General features: G+C 69.1%; 23 protein-coding genes. 2 read left to right on the top strand and 21 right to left on the bottom strand.

What is annotated here, in order from left to right; all coding sequences use genetic code 11:
• Positions 1–19: 19 nt before the first annotated feature.
• From KXD97_RS11430 to KXD97_RS11375, 12 genes are all read right to left on the bottom strand, one after another.
• A complete protein-coding gene (locus KXD97_RS11430) occupies positions 20–355 on the bottom strand; it encodes a hypothetical protein (RefSeq protein ID WP_260756875.1) in 336 nt (111 codons plus the stop codon).
• A gap of 42 nt (positions 356–397) precedes the next feature.
• Positions 398–991, bottom strand: a complete 594-nt coding sequence (locus tag KXD97_RS11425; protein WP_260756874.1) for a TetR/AcrR family transcriptional regulator — start codon at positions 989–991, stop codon at positions 398–400.
• On the bottom strand, positions 978–1,874 hold the full coding sequence (locus KXD97_RS11420; protein ID WP_260756873.1) for an oxygenase MpaB family protein: 897 nt from the start codon (positions 1,872–1,874) through the stop codon (positions 978–980). Before KXD97_RS11420 ends, KXD97_RS11425 begins: the two co-directional genes overlap by 14 nt.
• Before the next feature lie 103 nt (positions 1,875–1,977).
• A complete protein-coding gene (locus KXD97_RS11415) occupies positions 1,978–2,256 on the bottom strand; it encodes a hypothetical protein (protein ID WP_260756872.1) in 279 nt (92 codons plus the stop codon).
• Positions 2,253–2,744 (bottom strand): DUF3093 domain-containing protein, encoded by a 492-nt coding sequence (locus KXD97_RS11410; protein WP_260756871.1) that lies wholly within the window; start codon positions 2,742–2,744, stop codon positions 2,253–2,255. The genes KXD97_RS11415 and KXD97_RS11410 overlap by 4 nt, the downstream gene beginning before the upstream one ends.
• Positions 2,741–3,187, bottom strand: a complete 447-nt coding sequence (locus KXD97_RS11405; RefSeq protein ID WP_260756870.1) for a hypothetical protein — start codon at positions 3,185–3,187, stop codon at positions 2,741–2,743. Before KXD97_RS11405 ends, KXD97_RS11410 begins: the two co-directional genes overlap by 4 nt.
• A 20-nt stretch (positions 3,188–3,207) precedes the next feature.
• Positions 3,208–3,645 (bottom strand): hypothetical protein, encoded by a 438-nt coding sequence (locus tag KXD97_RS11400; RefSeq protein ID WP_260756869.1) that lies wholly within the window; start codon positions 3,643–3,645, stop codon positions 3,208–3,210.
• Positions 3,642–4,622, bottom strand: a complete 981-nt coding sequence (hemB, locus tag KXD97_RS11395; protein WP_260756867.1) for a porphobilinogen synthase — start codon at positions 4,620–4,622, stop codon at positions 3,642–3,644. The genes KXD97_RS11400 and hemB overlap by 4 nt, the downstream gene beginning before the upstream one ends.
• Positions 4,623–4,699: 77 nt before the next feature.
• Positions 4,700–6,415, bottom strand: a complete 1,716-nt coding sequence (locus KXD97_RS11390; protein WP_260756866.1) for a bifunctional uroporphyrinogen-III C-methyltransferase/uroporphyrinogen-III synthase — start codon at positions 6,413–6,415, stop codon at positions 4,700–4,702.
• Complete coding sequence (gene hemC, locus KXD97_RS11385) at positions 6,412–7,350, bottom strand: hydroxymethylbilane synthase (RefSeq protein WP_260756865.1); 939 nt, start codon at positions 7,348–7,350, stop codon at positions 6,412–6,414. Before hemC ends, KXD97_RS11390 begins: the two co-directional genes overlap by 4 nt.
• 25 nt (positions 7,351–7,375) lie before the next feature.
• Positions 7,376–8,746: a glutamyl-tRNA reductase gene (locus KXD97_RS11380; protein WP_260756863.1), complete on the bottom strand. Its 1,371-nt coding sequence runs from the start codon at positions 8,744–8,746 to the stop codon at positions 7,376–7,378.
• Positions 8,747–8,891: 145 nt separating this feature from the next.
• On the bottom strand, positions 8,892–9,146 hold the full coding sequence (locus KXD97_RS11375) for a glutaredoxin family protein (protein ID WP_260756862.1): 255 nt from the start codon (positions 9,144–9,146) through the stop codon (positions 8,892–8,894).
• A 39-nt stretch (positions 9,147–9,185) separates the two neighbouring features.
• Between KXD97_RS11375 and KXD97_RS11370 the strand changes: the two genes are divergently transcribed.
• Together KXD97_RS11370 and KXD97_RS11365 are read left to right on the top strand one after the other, a co-directional pair.
• The gene (locus KXD97_RS11370; protein ID WP_260756861.1) at positions 9,186–10,091 is read left to right on the top strand and encodes an HAD family phosphatase; all 906 of its coding nucleotides are present in this window, start codon (positions 9,186–9,188) and stop codon (positions 10,089–10,091) included.
• A gap of 38 nt (positions 10,092–10,129) precedes the next feature.
• On the top strand, positions 10,130–10,672 hold the full coding sequence (locus KXD97_RS11365) for a MaoC family dehydratase N-terminal domain-containing protein (protein WP_260756860.1): 543 nt from the start codon (positions 10,130–10,132) through the stop codon (positions 10,670–10,672).
• 8 nt (positions 10,673–10,680) lie between these two features.
• On the opposite strand, the gene KXD97_RS11360 is transcribed toward KXD97_RS11365, so the two are convergent.
• The 9 genes from KXD97_RS11360 to KXD97_RS11320 form a co-directional block, all read right to left on the bottom strand.
• The gene (locus KXD97_RS11360) at positions 10,681–11,748 is read right to left on the bottom strand and encodes a lysophospholipid acyltransferase family protein (RefSeq protein ID WP_260756859.1); all 1,068 of its coding nucleotides are present in this window, start codon (positions 11,746–11,748) and stop codon (positions 10,681–10,683) included.
• Between the two features lie 51 nt (positions 11,749–11,799).
• The gene (locus KXD97_RS11355; RefSeq protein WP_260756858.1) at positions 11,800–12,912 is read right to left on the bottom strand and encodes an SDR family oxidoreductase; all 1,113 of its coding nucleotides are present in this window, start codon (positions 12,910–12,912) and stop codon (positions 11,800–11,802) included.
• A 30-nt stretch (positions 12,913–12,942) separates the two neighbouring features.
• A complete protein-coding gene (locus KXD97_RS11350) occupies positions 12,943–13,044 on the bottom strand; it encodes a 30S ribosomal protein bS22 (RefSeq protein WP_003402602.1) in 102 nt (33 codons plus the stop codon).
• A gap of 133 nt (positions 13,045–13,177) precedes the next feature.
• Positions 13,178–13,450: a helix-turn-helix domain-containing protein gene (locus KXD97_RS11345; protein ID WP_260756857.1), complete on the bottom strand. Its 273-nt coding sequence runs from the start codon at positions 13,448–13,450 to the stop codon at positions 13,178–13,180.
• Positions 13,451–13,589: 139 nt separating this feature from the next.
• A complete protein-coding gene (gene proC / locus KXD97_RS11340) occupies positions 13,590–14,462 on the bottom strand; it encodes a pyrroline-5-carboxylate reductase (protein ID WP_260756856.1) in 873 nt (290 codons plus the stop codon).
• 80 nt (positions 14,463–14,542) lie between these two features.
• Positions 14,543–15,415: a thioesterase family protein gene (locus KXD97_RS11335; protein WP_260756855.1), complete on the bottom strand. Its 873-nt coding sequence runs from the start codon at positions 15,413–15,415 to the stop codon at positions 14,543–14,545.
• A gap of 20 nt (positions 15,416–15,435) precedes the next feature.
• Complete coding sequence (locus KXD97_RS11330) at positions 15,436–16,281, bottom strand: sugar phosphate isomerase/epimerase (RefSeq protein WP_260756854.1); 846 nt, start codon at positions 16,279–16,281, stop codon at positions 15,436–15,438.
• Positions 16,282–16,295: 14 nt separating this feature from the next.
• Positions 16,296–17,594, bottom strand: coding sequence for a hypothetical protein (locus tag KXD97_RS11325; RefSeq protein WP_260756853.1), 1,299 nt, complete (start codon positions 17,592–17,594; stop codon positions 16,296–16,298).
• A gap of 27 nt (positions 17,595–17,621) precedes the next feature.
• Positions 17,622–18,659 (bottom strand): Ppx/GppA phosphatase family protein, encoded by a 1,038-nt coding sequence (locus KXD97_RS11320; RefSeq protein WP_260756852.1) that lies wholly within the window; start codon positions 18,657–18,659, stop codon positions 17,622–17,624.
• Positions 18,660–18,662 lie beyond the last annotated feature (3 nt).

Here is an 18,662-nt window from a genome sequence, read left to right as displayed (position 1 = left end):
GTCCCCGCCGCCGGGACCGTCACTCTTCGAGTTTCTTGCGGAACTCCTCGGTCTTGCGGTACTCGACGTTGCCCTCGTCGGCCGACGTCTCGATCTTGCCCTTGTCCTTGTCGTCGACCCAGTCGGTGACGGACGTTCCGGAGACGGTGCCGCTGCTGCCGGGCAGCGTGGTGGTCTGCAGGTCCTCGGAGTAGGCCTTGGCCATCTCCTTGGCCTTCTCCCGGTGTTCGTCGGTGACCTCAGGCTTCTCCGTGAGCTTCTGGTTCTCCGAATTCGGTGTCTCGGTGACGTGATCGAGCTGGACGTCCGGTGTGTCACCGGACTGACGTTGCTGGGTTTTGTCATCGGTGGTCATGGCTTTCGGGCTGCCCGAAAGTGTGATCTGCGAAACACGGCGTCATGCGGGGACCGACCGCAGCGCCGTGGGCAGGCTCGTCAGGAAATGCCGGCGCGCGAATGCGCGGATGTCGTCGGCTGTCTCCAAGGGCTGCGCGCTGGGCAGCAGCAGCACCATCGCCGCGTACCGCAGGATGGTGTCGGCAAGGTCGTCGACGGCCTCGGCCCCGATGCGGTCGGCGAATCCGGGCGGGAAGATCGTCCGCAACGCCTCGGCCATGCGCTCGATCGCGGCGCGGTGGTGGCGGCCGGCGAGCTCGAGCACGAGTCCGGGTTCATCGGTGATCATCTGGTGCAGCACTCGGTGCCCGCGGAACTTCAGAATCGACAGCGTGAACGCTTCGACATAGTAATTTGATTGCGGCCCAGCCTGTTTCAGCTCGGCCGCGATGTCGGCGAAGAGTCGGACGTTCTCCCGCTCGATGACCGCGCCGACCAGTTCGTCCTTGTTGGCGAAGCGCCGGTAGATGGTGGTGCGGCTGACCCCGGCTCGCCGCGCGACATCGTCGAGGGCGACCCGGCGGAAGCCGTGCCGCTCGAACTCGACGACGGCGGCGTCGAGAATGTGCTGGGTCGCCGAATCAGGGCCGGACATCGGAGCGGGCATACCCCTTCACCGCGTATCCGCTGTAGCGCACGCGCATGGGCAGACGGTCCCAGGCCCAGTTCACCGGCCGCGACCGCCAGAACGCGGCGAAGCGCTGATAGCGGCGTTCCTGCTTGTCGGTCCAGGGCAGCCCGAGCAGGTCCCGCGCCCGCGGCGGCAGCCCTCCGGTGGTCAGGAACGCCGCGAGCGGGTTGAACACCGGAGCCACGAGTCGCCACACCAGCGGGTGCACCGCCTTGGGTTTCGGGAAGCCCTTGGTGACGTAGCCGACGCCGTACCTGGCCGACGGGTGGGCGACGAGGACCTCGGTCATCATCGCGTCCCAGTACTTCTCGAACTCGTCGTAGGTCGCGGGCATGGCGCGGTCGCTGACCCCGTAGCGGCGGTACCAGGTCTTGGACTCCAGCCAGATCTGTTCGCGTTCGGCGCGGGTCAGCCGCTTCACGAAGGTGTCGGCGAAGTAGTAGATCTGCTCGACGAAGGTGGCGTGCGCCCAGAAGTACGTGTCGGGGTCCAGCGCGTGGTAGCGGGAGCCGGCAGCACCGTCGGGGCCGGGCATCTCTCCCTTGACGTGATGGTGGAAATCGCGGACCCGCAGACCCGCATGGTCGTCGTCGGAGCCGTACACCGTGTTGAAGATCGGCGGGATGGTGCGCTTGAGGCGTTCGGCGGTGTCGGCGAAGAACGTCGAGTGGTCGTACACGCCCTGGCCGAGCTCGGCGAGCATGTTCTGCAGCACCGCCGGGCGCGGGCCGATCAGGTACATGCGGTTGTCGCCGAAGTAGCGCCACACCAGGGACCGGGGCCCCAGCGGCAGCGCATCCGGTTCCGCAGCGTCGAGGTGCTCGCTCTTGTCCGCCAACTCGGTCATGAGCAACAGTGTTACAGATTGTGCACTTTGTACCAAGACGCCTGTGGCGAGGGTCACTCCGGTTCGCGAGAGCGCCTTCCTGGTAGTCGAAGGCGGCTCATCACTACCGTGATGGCGGTTTCGCGGCGCCCCCGGCGAGGGGGACCCGGGTATGCGGCCCGCGCAGGCGTGCCACACCGAGGACGGTCAGCACGCCGGCCGCCGTCGCGAGCAGCAGAGACAAAGTCAGCATCGGGGCGTAATAGACCTGCGAGATCGTCGACGGTTCACCGGCCAGCACCGGGCCCACGACCACGTCGCTGCAGGCCGCCAGCCAGCTGAGCACGCAGCCCACCGCCGCGCCGGCCGCCAGCACCAGCTGCACGACGGCCCACCGGTTCACGACGCGGGCTCCGGCGGAATGCGTTCCTCGACCAGGCTGGTCAGCGCGGCGCGCAGCCGCTGGTGTTTGCGGGCCCACGCCTGGGCGGTGCGGTCGTTGGTCAGGCGCAGACCGATGCCGGTGCGACCGCGGGGCACCCCGGTCAGCTCACCGAGTGCCCGCGCGTACTGCCACTTGGGCGTCTCGGAACCGCTGGCTTCCGGGTAGATGCGCACGATCTCGTCGGTGAGCGTGATCTCGGTGCCCTGCCGTAGCTTCTCGGTGGTCAGCTCCACGGAGGTGTGGATCCGGGCCGCCTTCACCTGGATCGCCAGGAACAGCGACACGAGCACGAAAAACAGGCCCGGCACCATCCACTGGATTCCGTAGCCGGCGGAGAGCTGGATCAGAGCCATCGCGACACCCGCGGCCGGGCCCGCCAGCACCCACAGCCAGCTGGCGCCCTGTTCGTAGAAGAGCACCTCAGGGGTGTTGGAAGATTCGGTCACCGTCGGTCCTCCTGTTGGAACCAGAATCGCGCCGCGGGCTGCACGATGAGCAGCGTCCCGATCAGGACCGGCAGCAATCCGAGCAGGATCAGCGGCTGCGCGACACCCACCCCGAGCGCCAGCACACCGATGACGACCAGCGCCGCGAAAGCCAGAGCCAGCGTCGCCAGCCGGAAGCGGGAGTCGCCGTGCCGGGCGCGACCGGCCAGGAACGCCAACGCGCCGGCCACCAGCACCGCCCCGATACCGGTGAACCGGTAGACAGTCAGGTAGTTGCGCACCTGCTCGTCGGACACCGTCGTCGGGATCGCCGCCCGCGCGGCGTCGTAAGTCGCGGTCGCCGCCATCAGTCCGCCGACGATCATCAGCACCGCGCCGCCGATGAAGCACCAGAACGCCAGATCGACGATGCGCGGCCGGGCGGCGGGGGTGGGCGGGGTCATGGTCGGGTCAGCCTAGCGAATCAGCGGGTGAAGAACTCGTGGGAGTCTTTGCGGTGCAGCAGGTACACGCCGCCGCCGGTCAGTACGGATCCGATGATGACCGACGCGGCGTAGGCCATCGCCGCCGCGGTGGGCCGCTCGACACCGAACAGGTTCGACAGCGAGTACACCACCGACGCGATGGCGCCGGCGGTCAACAGCGTGCGCGCCCAGCGATAACCCTGCCTGAGCAGGAACAAGAACGTGAGCACGACTGCGGCAAGAATCCCGGCGAACACCAGCGACAGCGCCAGCATCAGGCTGTTCGGATGGTCACGGGTCACCAGCAGGTCCAGCACGTAGCTGCCGATCATCAGAGGCAGCGCGACCACCCACAACCAGAACGCCGTGTCGACGTCAGGCGGGCGGGCGGGCGACGGGCCCTCGATTCGGTGCGGCTGCTCGGCCGGACCGGTCACGACAGCCAGCGGGCCACGTCGGCGGCCCAGTAGGTCAGCACGATGTCGGCGCCCGCCCGCCGGATCCCGGTCAACGACTCCAGCACGGACGCCCGCAGATCGATCCAGCCCCGCTCGGCGGCGGCGGTGATCATCGCGTACTCGCCCGAGATCTGATACGCCGCCACGGGGACCGGGGAGAGCTCGGCGGCTTGGCGCACCACGTCGAGGTAGGACATCGCAGGCTTGACCATCACGATGTCGGCGCCCTCCTCGAGGTCGAGGGAGACCTCGTGCAGCGCTTCCCGCGCGTTGCCGGGATCCTGCTGGTAAGTGCGCCGGTCGCCCTGCAGGCTGGACCCGACCGCCTCCCGGAACGGACCGTAGAACGCCGACGCGAACTTCGCCGCATAGGCCAGGATCGCGGTGTCGGGGTATCCGGCGGCGTCGAGACCGTCGCGGATCGCGGCCACCTGGCCGTCCATCATGCCGCTCGGCGCCACCACATGGGCGCCTGAATTAGCCTGCGCCACAGCAAGTTCGATGTACCGGCGGTTGGTCAGGTCGTTGTCGACGCGTCCCGCGGCGTCGATCACCCCGCAGTGCCCGTGGTCGGTGAACTCGTCGAGGCAGGTGTCGGCCATCAGCACGGTGTCGTCGCCGAGATCCTTGGCAAGGTCGCGCAGCGCGGTGTTGAGGATGCCGTCCGGGTGGACGCCGACGCTTCCGGTGGGGTCCTTGTCCTCGCCCTTCGGGACGCCGAACAGCATCAACCCGCCCACGCCCGCGCTGACCGCCTCGGCAGCGGCCCGGCGCAGCGAGTCCCGGGTGTGCTGCACGACCCCGGGCATCGAGGTGATGTCTCGGGGTTCGTCGATGCCGTCGGCGACGAACAGCGGAAGCACCAGATGCCGTGGCTCCAGCGTGGTCTGGGCGACCAGCCGGCGCATCGCCGGCGTGGTCCGCAGCCTCCTGGGGCGGTGTCGTGGGAACGCCATGTCAACCTTCCACGAAATCGCATTCCAGCAGCCAAGAGTCGAGTGCCCACCTGCCGGAGTGCATTTTCGGCGAGTTCCTAGCGGCGGCGGCTCTTCTTCCGCGGCGGCGGCAACGCGCCCTCGGCGCGCAGCCGGGCCGCGTGCTCGGCGAGCGCCTCGACCAGCGGGCCCACCGCGGCGACCTCGGGCTGCACGTCCACGCGCAGGCCGAATTCCGCTGCGGTCTCGGCGGTCTTGGGGCCGATGCACGCGACGATGGTGCGCGCGTGCGGCTTACCAGCGATACCGACCAGGTTGCGCACCGTCGAGCTCGATGTGAAGCACACGGCGTCGAACCCGCCGGTCTTGATCATCTCGCGGGTGTGCGCCGGCGGCGGGGCCGCGCGAACCGTGCGGTAGGCGGTGACATCCTCGATCTCCCAACCGAGTTCACGCAGACCTTCGGCCAGTGTCTCGGTCGCGATGTCTGCCCGTGGTAACAGCACCCGGTTCACCGGATCGAAAATCTCGTCGTACGGCGGAAACTCGTCCAGCAGCCCCAACGAACTCTGCTCGCCGGTGGGCACCAGCTCGGGGTTGATCCCGAACGAGCGCACCTTCTCCGCGGTGGCCTGCCCGACGCAGGCGATCTTCACACCGGAGAACGCGCGGGCGTCGAGCCCGAACTCGTTGAACTTCTCCCACACCGCGCGCACCGCGTTGGTGGAGGTGAACACCACCCACTGGAACCGGCCGTCCACCAATCCCTTGACGGCCCTCTCCATCTGGGCCGGGCTGCGCGGCGGCTCGACGGCGATGGTCGGCACCTCGATGGGCAGCGCGCCGTGACCGACCAGTCGGTCGCTCATCTCGCCCGCCTGATCCTTGGTGCGCGGCACCAGAACGGTCCAGCCGTACAGCGCGCGGCTCTCCCACCAGTTCAGCTTCGCGCGGTGGGACACGGTGCGCCCGAGCGTGACCACCAGCGTCCCGGTCAGTGGGCCGGCCGGCTCGGTGACGGCCGGCTTGTCCAGCACGGCCTTGTCGAGCAGGCCGCCCAGCGTGGTCTCGACCGAACGCTGTTGGCACGTTGTCCCATTGGCGGTGACGACCGCCGGGGTGGATTCGGTCAGGCCGTACTCGATGAGGGTCCGCGCCGCCTCGGGAAGGTGTGACGCGGTGGCGTGCAGGATCAGCGGCCCGGGGGCGGCGGCCAGCGCCGCCCAGTCGACGTTGGGATCGCGGACGTCGGCGACGGTGTGCGACGAACCCAGCGGCAGACCGGCATAGGTGGGTACCGCCGAGGTTCCGGGCAGGCCCGGCACGATCTCGAATGTCAGCTGCGTCTTGGCCAGTGCGTTGATCTCGGTGATCACCGAGTCGATCGACAGCGGATCACCGGCGACGAGACGGACCACGTCCACCCCGGTGCGGGCCTCGGTGGCCAGGGTCTTGGCGACCTCGGCCGGGTCGCCCAGCGCCGGGCGCACATCGGGCCCGCCGGGGATCACGGCGTCCTCGGCGGGCTTGGCACCTTCGGCCGGCCTCGCCACGTCGGCCTCGTTCTCGGCGGGCTTCGCCGCGGCCGCGGATTTCTGCGCCGCGTCGGTGACCGGCGGCAACGGTCCTGACGGCGGCGGCAGCTCCGAGCCCACCAGGCCAAGTACCGCTTCGGGCACGTCGGGGTCGGTGAACACCAGCGCGGCGTTATTCAGCACCGCACGTGCCCTCGTCGTCAGCAGGCCCGGATCCCCGGGCCCGGAGCCGACGAACGTGATGCGGCCGGGCTTGCCCTTGCGTCCTCGCAAGCTCATCTGTCTCTCCCGCCTTCGTCCAACAAATCGCGCGCTCCTAGCCCGAACAACTCCTCGGCCACCGAGAGCCCCAGCTCCCGGGCCCGATCGGGTGTCCCGATCCCGGACGCGCGGATCACGTCGGATCCGTCCAGCGTCGCCACGCAGCCGCGCAGCGACAGCTCTTCGAAGACGCGGCCGTCCTCATCGATAGACTCGACCACCTCGGCGATCGCGCCCACCGGTGCGGAGCAACCCGCCTCCAGTTCGGCCAGCAGGGTTCGCTCTGCGGTGACCGCCGCCCGCGTGTCGGCGTCGTCGAGTTCTGCCAACACCCGCGCGAGCGCCGTGTCACCGGCGCGGCACTCGACGGCCAGTGCCCCCTGCGCAGGCGCCGGCAGCATCTGTACCGGCTCCAGCGCTTCGGTCACCGCGTCGAGGCGACCGATGCGGGCCAATCCCGCTCTGGCCACCACGATGGCGTCGAGTTCACCGCTGCTTACCCTGTTCAACCTGGTATCTAGGTTGCCTCGTAGGGGGCGGATTTCCAAACCGAGACCCAGTGCTCTAAGCTGTGCCGCCCGCCGCGGGGACGACGTGCCGATCACCGAGCCCGCCGGCAACTCACCCAGCACCAGTCCGTCACGGGCCACGAGCGCGTCCCGGGCGTCCTCGCGCACCGGGGTCGCCGCGATCACGAAGCGCGGGTCGGCCGCGGTCGGCAAATCCTTATACGAGTGCACGGCGGCGTCGACGACGTCGTCGGCAATGGCCTCACGCAGCGCGGCGGTGAACACCCCGACACCGATGTCGGCGATGGGCGCGTCGGCGCGGCGGTCCCCTTCGGTGGAGACGATGACCAGTTCGGCGTCATGTCCGGCGGCGATCAGGGCGTCGCGCACGGTTCCGGCTTGGGTGGTGGCCAGCAGGCTCCCCCGGGTGCCGATTCGAATCACGTAATGGCTTTCGGCGGGCCGAGCGTCACTCGGTCTTGTCGAGATCAATTGCATTGGAACCCATGTCATCACCTCCGGCAATGGGTCCCAGTTCGCTGCCGGCGACGGCGTCGACCGCGTGCTGGTCGAGCTCGAACAGCTCACGCAGCGCCTCGGCGTAGCTGTCGCCGCCGGGAGCGCTGGCCAGCTGCTTGACCCGCACCGTCGGCGCGTGCAGCAGTTTGTCGACAACCCGGCGGACCGTGTTGGCAACTTCGTCGCGGTGCCCGGCGTCCAGTCCGGGCAACCGGTTGTCCAGCCTGAGCAGTTCGGCCTCGACGACATCGGCAGCGCGCTGACGAAGCGCGGTGACGGTCGGGGTGACCTCGGCCATACGCTGCCCGGCCAGGTAGTTGGCGACTTCCGCCGCCACGATCGTGCGGGCGGCATCCGCGTCGGTGGCCGCGGCCTTGGCCGTCGGCTCGCGCAGGATGCGCTCCATGTCGACCACGAAAACCCCCGGCAGGCCGGCGACGGCGGGGTCGACGTCCCGCGGCATCCCGAGGTCGCAGATGACCAGGTCTTTGGGCTCCCGCACGTGCGCCAGTCCGCGGTGCACGTCGGCCAGCGAAACCACCGGCCGCACCGCGCCGGTACAGCTGATCACGATGTCGGCGTCGGTGAGCAGCGGCGGCAGGTGGTCGAACGGGTATGCGTCAGCGGCGAGGCCGTACGCGCGGATGTTCTCGGCGAGGCGCTTGCCTCGCGGCAGCGTGCGGTTGACCACGTGGATGCGTTCGACACCGGCTCGCGCCAGATGCTTGGCGGCCAGCGCCCCCATGGATCCGGCGCCGACGACCACCGCGCTGCGGCCGGCCAGCGATCCGACCTTCTGCTCGGCGATGTCGAGGGACACCGAGACGACCGAGGCGCCCGCGGCGTCGATCCCGGTCTCCGAATGAACCCGCTTGCCGACGGCCAGGGCCCGCTGAGACAGCTCGTGCAGGATGCGGCCCACCGAATGGTTGGCTTCAGCGGACGCATAGGCACGCCGGACCTGGCCGAGCACCTGCTGCTCGCCGATGACGGCGGAATCGAGGCCGCCGGCGACGGCGAACAGATGCTCGACGGCCGCTTCGGCGTAGCGCACGTAGGCGTACTTGGTCAGATCCTGCAGTGACATCCCGGAGTGCTCGGAGAGCACCTGGCCGATCACCGACAGCCCGCCATGGAACGCCTCGACGACGGCGTAGATCTCCACGCGGTTGCAGGTCGAGAGCACCATGGCCTCGGTGACCAGCGAGGAGCGCAGCACCTCTTCGACGATCTTGGCCTGATCGGATTCGTCGGTGCTCAGTTGCTCGAGAACGGACACCGGCGCGCTGCGGTGCGAAACCCCGAAGAGCAAGACGCTCATGGCTCCCTCACCACGCTCAGCACGACATCAAAGGTAGTCCTTCTCAGCTGGCCTACCAAATTTGCTCTCTCTGCGCTGAAACCGCATTCCACGCGGCAAAACGCGTGCCAACCCGTACCGGAATGCGATTTCGGCGGCGGGATCGTCAGCGCGCGAGGTCCTCGCGCAGCCTCGGCTCGTCGATCTCCCAGTAGCTGTGCTCGGCCCCGTCGAGCAGCACGACCGGAAGCCGGTCGCCGTATTCGGCGCGCAGGCCGCGCTCGCCGGCCGCGGCCGCGACGTCGACGTCCGTCACGGTCAGCACGAAGCCGAGCTCGGCGGCGAGCTCATGCAGCCGCGCCGCGGCGGCCGCGCACATCGGGCAGCCCTGGCGTGTGAGCAACTCCACCTGTCGATCCACCCCGCCAGTATTCCGACCAGGTGACCTAATCTGGTAGCCGTGTCCGTTACCGGGGGATCCGAGGCCGGGGCCGGCAGCCGGGCGCAGAAACTCGCCGGTCAGGTCAGCGCGGAAGTCGCCGCCGAGGGGCTCGCCCGCCCGCTGGAACCGGAGGCCGGCCCGCCGCCGCCACCGCCGGATCTGACCGCGGCCGCGTTCTTCGACGTGGACAACACCCTGGTGCACGGCTCCTCGCTGGTGCACTTCGCGCGCGGCCTGGCCGCCCGTGAGTACTTCACCTATCAGGACCTGGCCCGCTTTGCGTTCGCCCAGGCGAAGTTCCAGCTGACAGGCCGGGAGAACAGCGACGACGTGGCCGCCGGCCGTCGCAAGGCGCTGGCGTTCATCGAGGGACGTTCGACCGCGGAGCTGGTCGCACTGGGCGAGGACATCTACGACGAGATCATCGCCGACAAGATCTGGCCGGGCACCCGGGCGCTGGCGCAGATGCACCTCGACGCCGGCCAGCAGGTGTGGCTGGTGACCGCCACGCCGTACGAGCTGGCCGACACCATCGCCCGCCGGTTGGGGCTGACCGGCGCGTTGGGCACCGTGGCGGAGTCGATCGACGGGGTGTTCACCGGGCGGCTGGTGGGCGATATCCTGCACGGCACCGGCAAGGCGCACGCCGTGCGGTCGCTGGCGATCCGCGAAGGCCTGAACCTGCGTCGATGTACCGCGTACTCGGACAGTTTCAACGACGTGCCGATGCTGTCGCTGGTCGGTACCGCAGTCGCCATCAACCCGGACGCCGACCTGCGCGACCTGGCGCGGGAGCGGGGCTGGGAGATCCGCGATTTCCGCACCGCGCGCAAGGCCGCGCGGATCGGCGTCCCGTCGGCGCTGGCGCTGGGCGCCATCGGCGGCGCGCTGGCGGCCGCGGTGTCCCGCCGCGAAGCCAGGTAGGCTCGCGCCCGCTGACGGCAGAACGGAAAGACTTGGGCATGGCTATCGCTGAAGAGATCATCGGCACCCACTACCGGTATCCCGACTACTTCCAGGTTGACCGCGAGAAGATCCGCGAGTTCGCCCGCGCCGTCAAGGACGAGCACCCGGCCCACCACGACGAAGAGGCGGCCAGGGAGCACGGCTACGACGCACTGATCGCGTCGCTGACCTTCCTGGCGGTGGCCGGCAGGCGGGTGCAGCAGGAGATTTTCAATCAGTTCGACCTGCCGATCAACATGGAGCGGGTCCTGCACCGCGACCAGAAGCTGATCTTCCACCGCCCGATCCTGGCCGGGGACAAGCTGTGGTTCGACTCCTACCTGGACTCGGTGACCGAGTCGCACGGTGCCGTGCTGACCGAGATCCGCGGCGAGGTCACCGACGACAACGGCGAACGGGTGATCACCAGCATCGTCACCGTGATGGGTGAGGCGAAGTCGGACACCGAGGCCGACGAGTTGACCGCCCAGATCGCGGCGAAGCGGGACGCGGCGGCACTGTCGAAGTTCGTTGCCGGGCAAAGCCCGAGAGCGGACTGACCGGGCGGTCAGCCGAAGAAGGTGTTCCGCCGGTTCGCCAGCAGCTGGTACAGCGTCTGCTGAATCGTCTCGCGAACCTGGTCGGTCAGATCGAACGTGACCATCGGGTCGTCGGCCGCGGACTCGTCGTAGCCGGTGGTGTCAATCGGTTCACCGAACTGGATGTGCCACTTCGACGGCAGCGGCACCACGCCCAGCGGACCGGCCAGCGGGAACAGCGGCGTGACCGGGAAGTACGGCAGGCCCAGCAGGCGTGCCATCAACTTCACGTCGGCCATCATCGGGTAAATCTCCTCGGACCCGACGATCGAACACGGCACGATCGGCGCCTTGGTGCGCAGCGCCGCGGAGACGAAACCGCCGCGGCCGAAACGCTGCAGCTTGTAACGGTCCTTGAAGTGCTTGCCGAGGCCTTTGTAGCCCTCGGGGAACACCGCCGTCAGCTCCCCGGCGGCCAGCAGCCGGTGCGCGTCGTCGGTGCACGCCATGGTGTGGCCGGCCTTGCGGGCCGCCTCGCCCACCATCGGCATGTCGAACACCAGGTCGGCGGCGAGCAGGCGCAGGTTGCGATGGGCCGGATGCCGGTCGCGGACGGCGACCTGGGTCATCAGGCCGTCGAACGGCAGCACCCCGGCGTGATTGGCCACCACCAGTACCGCACCCGTCTCCGGCAGGTTCTCGACGCCGCTCACCTCGACCCGGAACCAGGAGTTGAAGAACACTCTCAGCAAAGGCAGAAAGATTGCGTTGGTGAGGTGCGGATCGAAGCCGAACTCATCGACGGGATAGTCACCGGTCACCCGCTTGCGCAGGAAATCGGCGACCGCGGAGATCCGCTGCGCCAGCTCGTTGGGTGTGTCGGCGACACCGGCGCCCGGGCTGGATCCGCGGCGCTGATCGATCTCGCGGACCACCGCGGCGATCTGCTCGGCCGACGCGCGGCCACCGGGATCGTTCAATACCGACGGATGTCGACGAGCCGCGTCGGCGCGCTGAGCCGCGGCACGCCGTTTGTTCGCACTGCGACCTGAATTCGCATGCAGCGGAATGACTTTCGCTTTAGGCTCGCCCGGCAACGTCTTACCTTCTCCCCCAAATCCCCCCGGCCTACAAACTGAGACGTGAGTTTACCGCCCCCAGCGCTGCGCCGCCGCAACCGCACGATTCTCCACAGCATGTATCCAGCGAGGGTCCACGATCGGTGTCAGACCGCGGCCCCGCACGTAGTCGTCGAAGGCCTCGGCCGTCGTCCACTTCGGGGTGTACCCGAGTTCGCTGCGCATGCGGGTGGTGTCCATGACGCGCCCGTAGCTCAGATAGTCGACCTGCTCCCGATCGAGCTCGGAGTTACGAGTGGCCCGCCATAGCGAATCGACGGCCACCAACGCCGACCGTGGGACGGGCAGCGCCAAACGCCCGGCCCGCCGGATCGCCTGACTCATCATGATCACGCCGGAGGCCCCGACATTGAACGTGCCGGCCTTGCCGGCCATCGTCGCGCGCTCCAGGGCGCCCAGCGCATCCTGCTCGTGCAGGAGCTGCAGCCGGGCGTCGTGGCCGAGCACCGACGGCACCACCGGGCCGGCCAGGTAGCGCGAGAGGGCGGTGTCCATCGCGGGCCCGATCATGTTGGCCAGCCGCAGGATCGTCACCGCGATGTCGGGTCGGCGCCGGCCCAGCCCGCGGGCGTAGCCCTCGATGTCGATGCTGTCCCGGGCGAAGCCCTCACCGGGTGGCCTGCGGCGGCTGGAGCTCTCGGTGAACAGCACCGGGTCCCTCGAGCTCGACCCGTACACCTCGGAGGTGGACTTGAGGATGACCCGACGCACCGACGGCGCCTTCTGGCAGGCCGCGAACAACTGGATCGCACCCATCACGTTCAGCTCTTTGAGCGTCGCGCGACCACCCGCCCGCGGCGCGTACGACGCCGCGGCGGCATGCACCACGGTGTCGACCTCGCCGTTGCGGATGACCTTGGCGATGAACGGGTTGCGGATGTCGGCCCGCACGAATTCCGCCCGGCCCATCCGGCGCAGCAGATCCTTGCTCGGCGCGACCGCGTCGACCGCGATCACATGGTTGATCAAGGGGTTCTGCGCCAGCCGGGCGGTCAGATACCCGCCTAGGAACCGGCAGGCGCCGGTGACCAGCACGACCTTCGGGTAGTTCAGACCGTCACGGGTGTTCGAGCCGTCGGCGCCACCCCGGGAACGACTTCCAGAGCGGGCGTCGGAATCCATCCAGACAGCCTAGCGAGCGGGGCGCGGGGCCTACTTGCCGAGTTTTCTGCGTTGCACCCGCGTGCGACGAAGCAGCTTGCGGTGCTTCTTCTTCGACATGCGCTTGCGCCGCTTCTTGATGACAGAACCCATGAACTCCGCTACCTAAGTGTGTGTGTAGATCCGTCGGATCTCGTCAGTCTCGACCGGTCACCTTACCTCGCGACCGCGCCGGCGCTGAAATCCCCTTCGGTCGGCGACCGGAGGGGAGCCGCGCCGTACGGCGCTATCCGGCGTCGAAGTACGAGCTTTCCAGCATGTCGTGGACTGCCTTGGCGTGCACCCGGAACGACCGGCCCACGCGCACCGCGGGCAGTTCGCCGTTGTGCACCAGGCGGTAGACGGTCATCTTGCTCACCCGCATCAGGCTCGCCACCTCGGCGACGGTGAGGAACTGGGCACGCTGCTGCTGCCCGTCGCCGGAGCTGGTCTGTCCGGCGTCTCGCGCCGCCTTACCGCCGGCCGAATCCCGCGAAGATGGCCCGTTCATAGACGTCATCGCAACCCAATCAATCAGGCGCGGGCAGTTCCAGCGGCTTCCCCACCGCTGGCACCAACCCGTGCTTACCACCAGGAGAATAGCGTGGCAGGTGTGGTTACTGCGACGGGTGTGGGTTATTCAGTTTCAAATTCCCGAACTACTCGGGTGTAATTCCGAGCTGCTCAGAGCGCGTTTTCGCGGCCTCGACGGCGTTGGCCACCGCGGCCCGCAGCCCGCCCCGTTCGAGTTCGCGCAGCCCAGCGGCGGTGGTGCCGCCCGGGGAGGTCACCGTGGCCCGCAGCTGGGCCGGTGAGGTGTTCATCGCAGCGGCCGGCGCCGCCTCCGCCGCGGCGGCTGCGACATCGAGTTGCTCGAGGAGCATCGCGGCCGAACCGGCCATCGTCTGCACCACCAGGTCGGTGGCCACCGGACGCGAAAGACCGGCGTCTACGGCGGCATCCACGAGCGCCTCGACCATCAGGAAGAAGTAGGCGGGCCCGGAGCCCGACACCGCGGTGACCGCGTCGATCTGGGATTCGGCGACCGTGAGCACACCGCCGACCGCGTCGAACAGCAGCGAAACCTCCTTGAGGTGCTCCGGGGTGGCGAACCGGCCGGGGGCGACCGCGCTGACGCCGCCGCCGACCAACATCGGGGCGTTGGGCATCACACGTACCACCGGCGAACCGGCGGGCAGTCTGTTCTCGTAGAACGCGGTGCTCACCCCGGCCGCGACGGACACCACAACCTGTTCGGCCGCGTCGCTTTCCGCGCGGGCCGCGGTGTCGGCGATGTCGCCGATGACGTACTGCACATCCCCCGGCTTCACCGCGACGACGACGTAGGTCGCGCTGTCCACCGCGTCGGACACCGTCGTCACCAGCACCGAGTACTTCTCGGACAGGTACTTCGCCCGGGCGGGGTTCTGCTCGGCGACGACGAGGTCCTTGACCTGCCTGCCGGCACGCAGCAAGCCCGCGAGCAGCGCCTCGCCGATGCTGCCGCCGCCGATGATCGCGATTCTGGCCATGCCGGACAGCATCGCACGCTGGCGGTGTCAGCCGCGTGGCGGTGTCAGCCGCTCCAAACCCGACTGGCGGTCCCGGCGGCTCAACCGGTCGGCACCATCGCCAGCTGCCGCGTCTGCACGATGATGCGCCCCTCACAGTCGACCACGATGTGGTCCTCGTCGAACCAGTCTTGACCGATCTGCGTGGCGGTGCACATCACGCGCAGCCAGCCGTCGGCCGGCCGGGCCCGCAGATACGCGGTGAGCTGAACCGTTGGCGCCCACCCGAACCGGTTGACCCCGAACGTCACCGGAGCCGACACGTCGCCACACAGCAGCGCGAACAGCACGTCCGGTGCAACCACCTTGGGGCGCACCCAGTATTCGATCACCGGCATCTGCTGATCCGCTCCTCGCGTACGCGGTCCGCCTTCCGCGCGCCGGTCGAACGTCGTCAGCGACGGCCGGATGTCGCACCCGTGCGCCAGGTGCACGATGTCGGCCATCGAATGGCCGGGGCCGATCGGTGCCAGCCCGGGCGGCGGCTCCGGCGTCATCAGCGGGACCACCGGATTGACCGACAGCAGCGGCGGCACATGGTGTTCCGGGGTGCCCAATGTGATCGCCGCGCGCAGGGCCGTGCGGTCGCCCTGGTTGAGTTCGACGTCGATCAGGCTGACCCGGCGGCCGCGCTTGCGCACGGTGGTGACGAGGTCCATCGGTCCCGGGTCGGGCGCCCACAGGAAGCTGCCCGACACCGCGATGGGCTCCACGTCGGGCTCGGCATTCTGTCGCGGCGCCGAGCCCGCCGCTCGGCCGAACTCGGTGCGTGCGGCATTCGCGCACAGCGCCAGCATCGCGCCGCCGTGCACCTTGGGCCCGATCGTCCAGTGCTCGTTGAGTTCTCCGCGATACACCCCGTCCGCTACAGAGGTCAGGGCCATGGCGTCGGTGAACAGCGTCGAACTCGTCACCGCGGCATCATCGCACGCGCTCAGCGCAGCAGATGCCGCCGCGCGAACTGCAGCGACTCGGTGAGCAGCGCCTCGCGTTCGGCGGCGGTGCGCGCGCCGGAGGTACTGACCTCCAGGATCACGTGGCCCACGAAGTCACTCGCGGCGAGCATCTCGCAGATCTCCACGGTCGGCTGGGTGCCGCGGCCCGGCACCAGGTGTTCGTCGGTGGACGCGCCACTGCCGTCGGCCAGGTGCAGGTGCACCAGACCGTCGCCCATCCGGCGGGCCATCTCTACGGCGTCGGTGCCTGCAGTGGCGGTGTGCGACAGATCCAGCGTGTAGTGCGCATGACTACCGTCGAGCGGATCGTAGGACGGCGCGAACGCCGAGATGCCGGGCCCCGGGTTGCCTCCGCGTTTGCGCATCCGCTCGATCGAGGTCTGGCCGGCGCCGAAGAACCGGTCGGCGCGGAACGGGAACATGTTCTCCACGGCGATCATCACGTCGCTGGAGGCTTCCAGCTCGGCCACCTGGTCGCTGAATCCTTCCGCGTAGCGCCGCTGCCACCGAAACGGCGGATGCACCACCACGGTCTGGGCGCCCAGCTGTTCGGCGGCGCGCACACTGCGCTCCAGTTTCGGGATCGGGTTCGCGCCCCAGACGCGCTGGGTGATCAGCAGACACGGCGCGTGCACCGACAGCACCGGCACGCCGTAGTGCTTCGACATCGCCTCGATCGCGGCCGTGTCCTGGCTGACCGTTTCGGCCCACACCATCAGCTCGACGCCGTCGTAGCCGAGCTCGGCGGCGTACTCGAAAGCGGCCTCGGTCTTGAGCGGGTAGACCGAGGCCGTCGACAGACCGACCTTGATAGCGGGACGCACCGTGCCGGTCGGCCTCAGCCGGACTGCAGCAGCGCGAGCGGGCCGAGGGTGACCAGCGCGCCGACCGCCACCGCGATCAGCGTGCTGCCGATGTCCTCGGTCTTGCGCACTACCCGCACCCCGACGACGAGGCCCAGGATCACCAACACCGACAGCACCAGCGCGACGATGTTGTTCCATTTCCACAGCTGGTCGAACGCGACGAACAAGCCGGCGCCGAAGATCACGGCGATCACGCTTTGGCCGACGATCCACAGGCCGCTCACGAACGACGACATCCGGCGGGGTTCGCCGTGCTCCTCGTCGAGCTCGTCGCGTTCGAGTTCGTCCCGATCGAGTTCGTCCCGGTCGAGCTCGTCGCGATCAGCGGTTTCGATGACGGCGTCGCGGTCCTCGCTGTCGGCGCTCGGGCCGCCGAAGAGCGGCTCCTCGGTCGAGCGGAGGTAGGACGGCAACTCGTCCTCGTCCTCGTCTTCGTCGAGGGCCCGTTCGACAGCGTCGTCCTCCTCGATATCGGTGTCGAAGCCGGTGTCGGGGTGCGCGTCGAGGTCGGTGGTCAGGGCGATCTCGTCGTCGAGGTCCTCGATCTCCGGGGCGTCTTCGTCCAGCAGATCCGCGTCCGGTTCCGTGGCGGCTTCTGCGCTGGGTCCGCTGGTGCGGGTGTCCTCGTCGACCGGGTCCGGGGTCCACTGCTCGGCGTCGACGGTCTGGTTCTTGCGGCCGAACAGGCTGAAGCCGAAGCGGCGGGTCGGTTCGGGCGCGACCTCGCGTTCGGCCTCCCGCTCCGCGACGTGGGCGCTGGGGTCGGCGCCAGCGTCGGCGTACTCGCCGTCGTCGGGGTCGGCCTCAACCGGGACCTCCTCGATGGCCCCGGGTGCGGCGTCCTCGTCAGGCGTGACGTCCTCTTCGCGGTCGACTTCGCGGTCGACAAGGTCGTCGGACTCCGCCTCGCGTGCGGCCTCCCCGTCCGCTGCGGCGTCGGGCTCCGTTTCGGCTTCGGGCTCCGTTTCGGCTTCGGGCTCCGTTTCGGCTGCGGCTTCGGGCTCCGGTTCCGGCACGAGCTCCGGTTCGGGTTCGGGCTGGGGTTCGGGCTCTGGCTCGGATTCGGGTTCGGCCGCGACGGGTGGCTGGTCGTCCGGACGGACGATCGGGATCTCACCGGTGAGCTCGGCGACGGTGACGGCATCGGCGTTGCCGCGCCGGCGGCGGCGCCGGCCGCCGACCGGGGGTGCCCCGATCGTGCCGTTGCGGGCCAGCAGCTCCGCGACCGAAATCGGCCGGGTGTTGCTGTGGTCGTCCTCAGATCCAGTCATCGCCTGCTGCCTTCGAGCCTCGCTGCTTCACCGTCCAGCATCGCGCACCGACATCGGCCGTGAGGCCGATTCTCCGCTCGCTCTGCCTGGTTTGCCAGAATCGTCCGATTCGCCGCTGCCGCCCACGAAGGCGCTACCGTCTGCCTCACTGTCGAGTTTCCGCAGGATGAGACCTTCACGCAACGCCCAGGGACAGATATCGACGCTCTCGATGCCGAGGGCTTTCATGCTCGCCTCCGCCACCAGCGCGCCCGCGACGATCTGAGGTGCCCGATCGGCACTCACCCCTTCCAGTTCTGCTCGGTCAGCCGCGGTCATCCTAGAGATGAAATTTATGAGTTGCCGAAGACCGGTGGCGGTCAGCGTGCGTTTGACCCGCGGACCGGCCCCCGACGGCGCGGCACCGGTGAGCCTGGCCAGCGAACGGAAGGTCTTCGACGTGGCCACCGCGAGGTCCGGAGGGCCCGCGTCGGCGATCGCCGACGCCGCCTCGGACAGCTCGTTGGACAGCCAGTCCCGCAGCATCGCCACCCGGCGCCGGCCCGGCGGATCCTCGGGCAGCCATTCCCGCGTCAACCGCCCCGCACCCAGCGGCAGCGACAGCGCGACGTCGGGTTCCTCGTCCACCCCGCTGGACAGCTCCAGCGACCCGCCGCCGATGTCGATGTTGATGATCCGACCGGCGCTCCAGCCGTACCAGCGGCGCACCGCCAGGAAGGTGAGCCGCGACTCGTCGACGCCGCTGAGCACTCTGAGCTCCACGCCGGTCTCGGCCCTGACCCGGGCCAGCACGTCCTCGGAGTTCGTCGCGTCCCGCACGGCGGAGGTGGCGAACGCCATCAGCTCGGCACACCCGGAACTGGTGGCGATCCGCGCGAACTCGTCGACGGTGCCGACAAGCCTGTCGGCGCCCCTGCGGGTGAGTTTCCCCGAGGTGTCGATGGCCTCCGCCAACCGCAGAGAAGCCTTGGTGGAACTCATCGGAGTGGGGTGGCCACCGCGGCGGGCATCCACCACCAGAAGGTGAACGGTGTTGCTGCCCACGTCGAGCACGCCTAGTCGCACCCA

Source organism: Mycobacterium sp. SMC-8, assembly GCF_025263565.1.
In the GTDB taxonomy this organism is placed as follows: Bacteria; Actinomycetota; Actinomycetes; order Mycobacteriales; family Mycobacteriaceae; genus Mycobacterium.
Note: the sequence above shows the minus strand (reverse complement) of the source record. Positions and strands in the feature narration are given on the sequence as shown.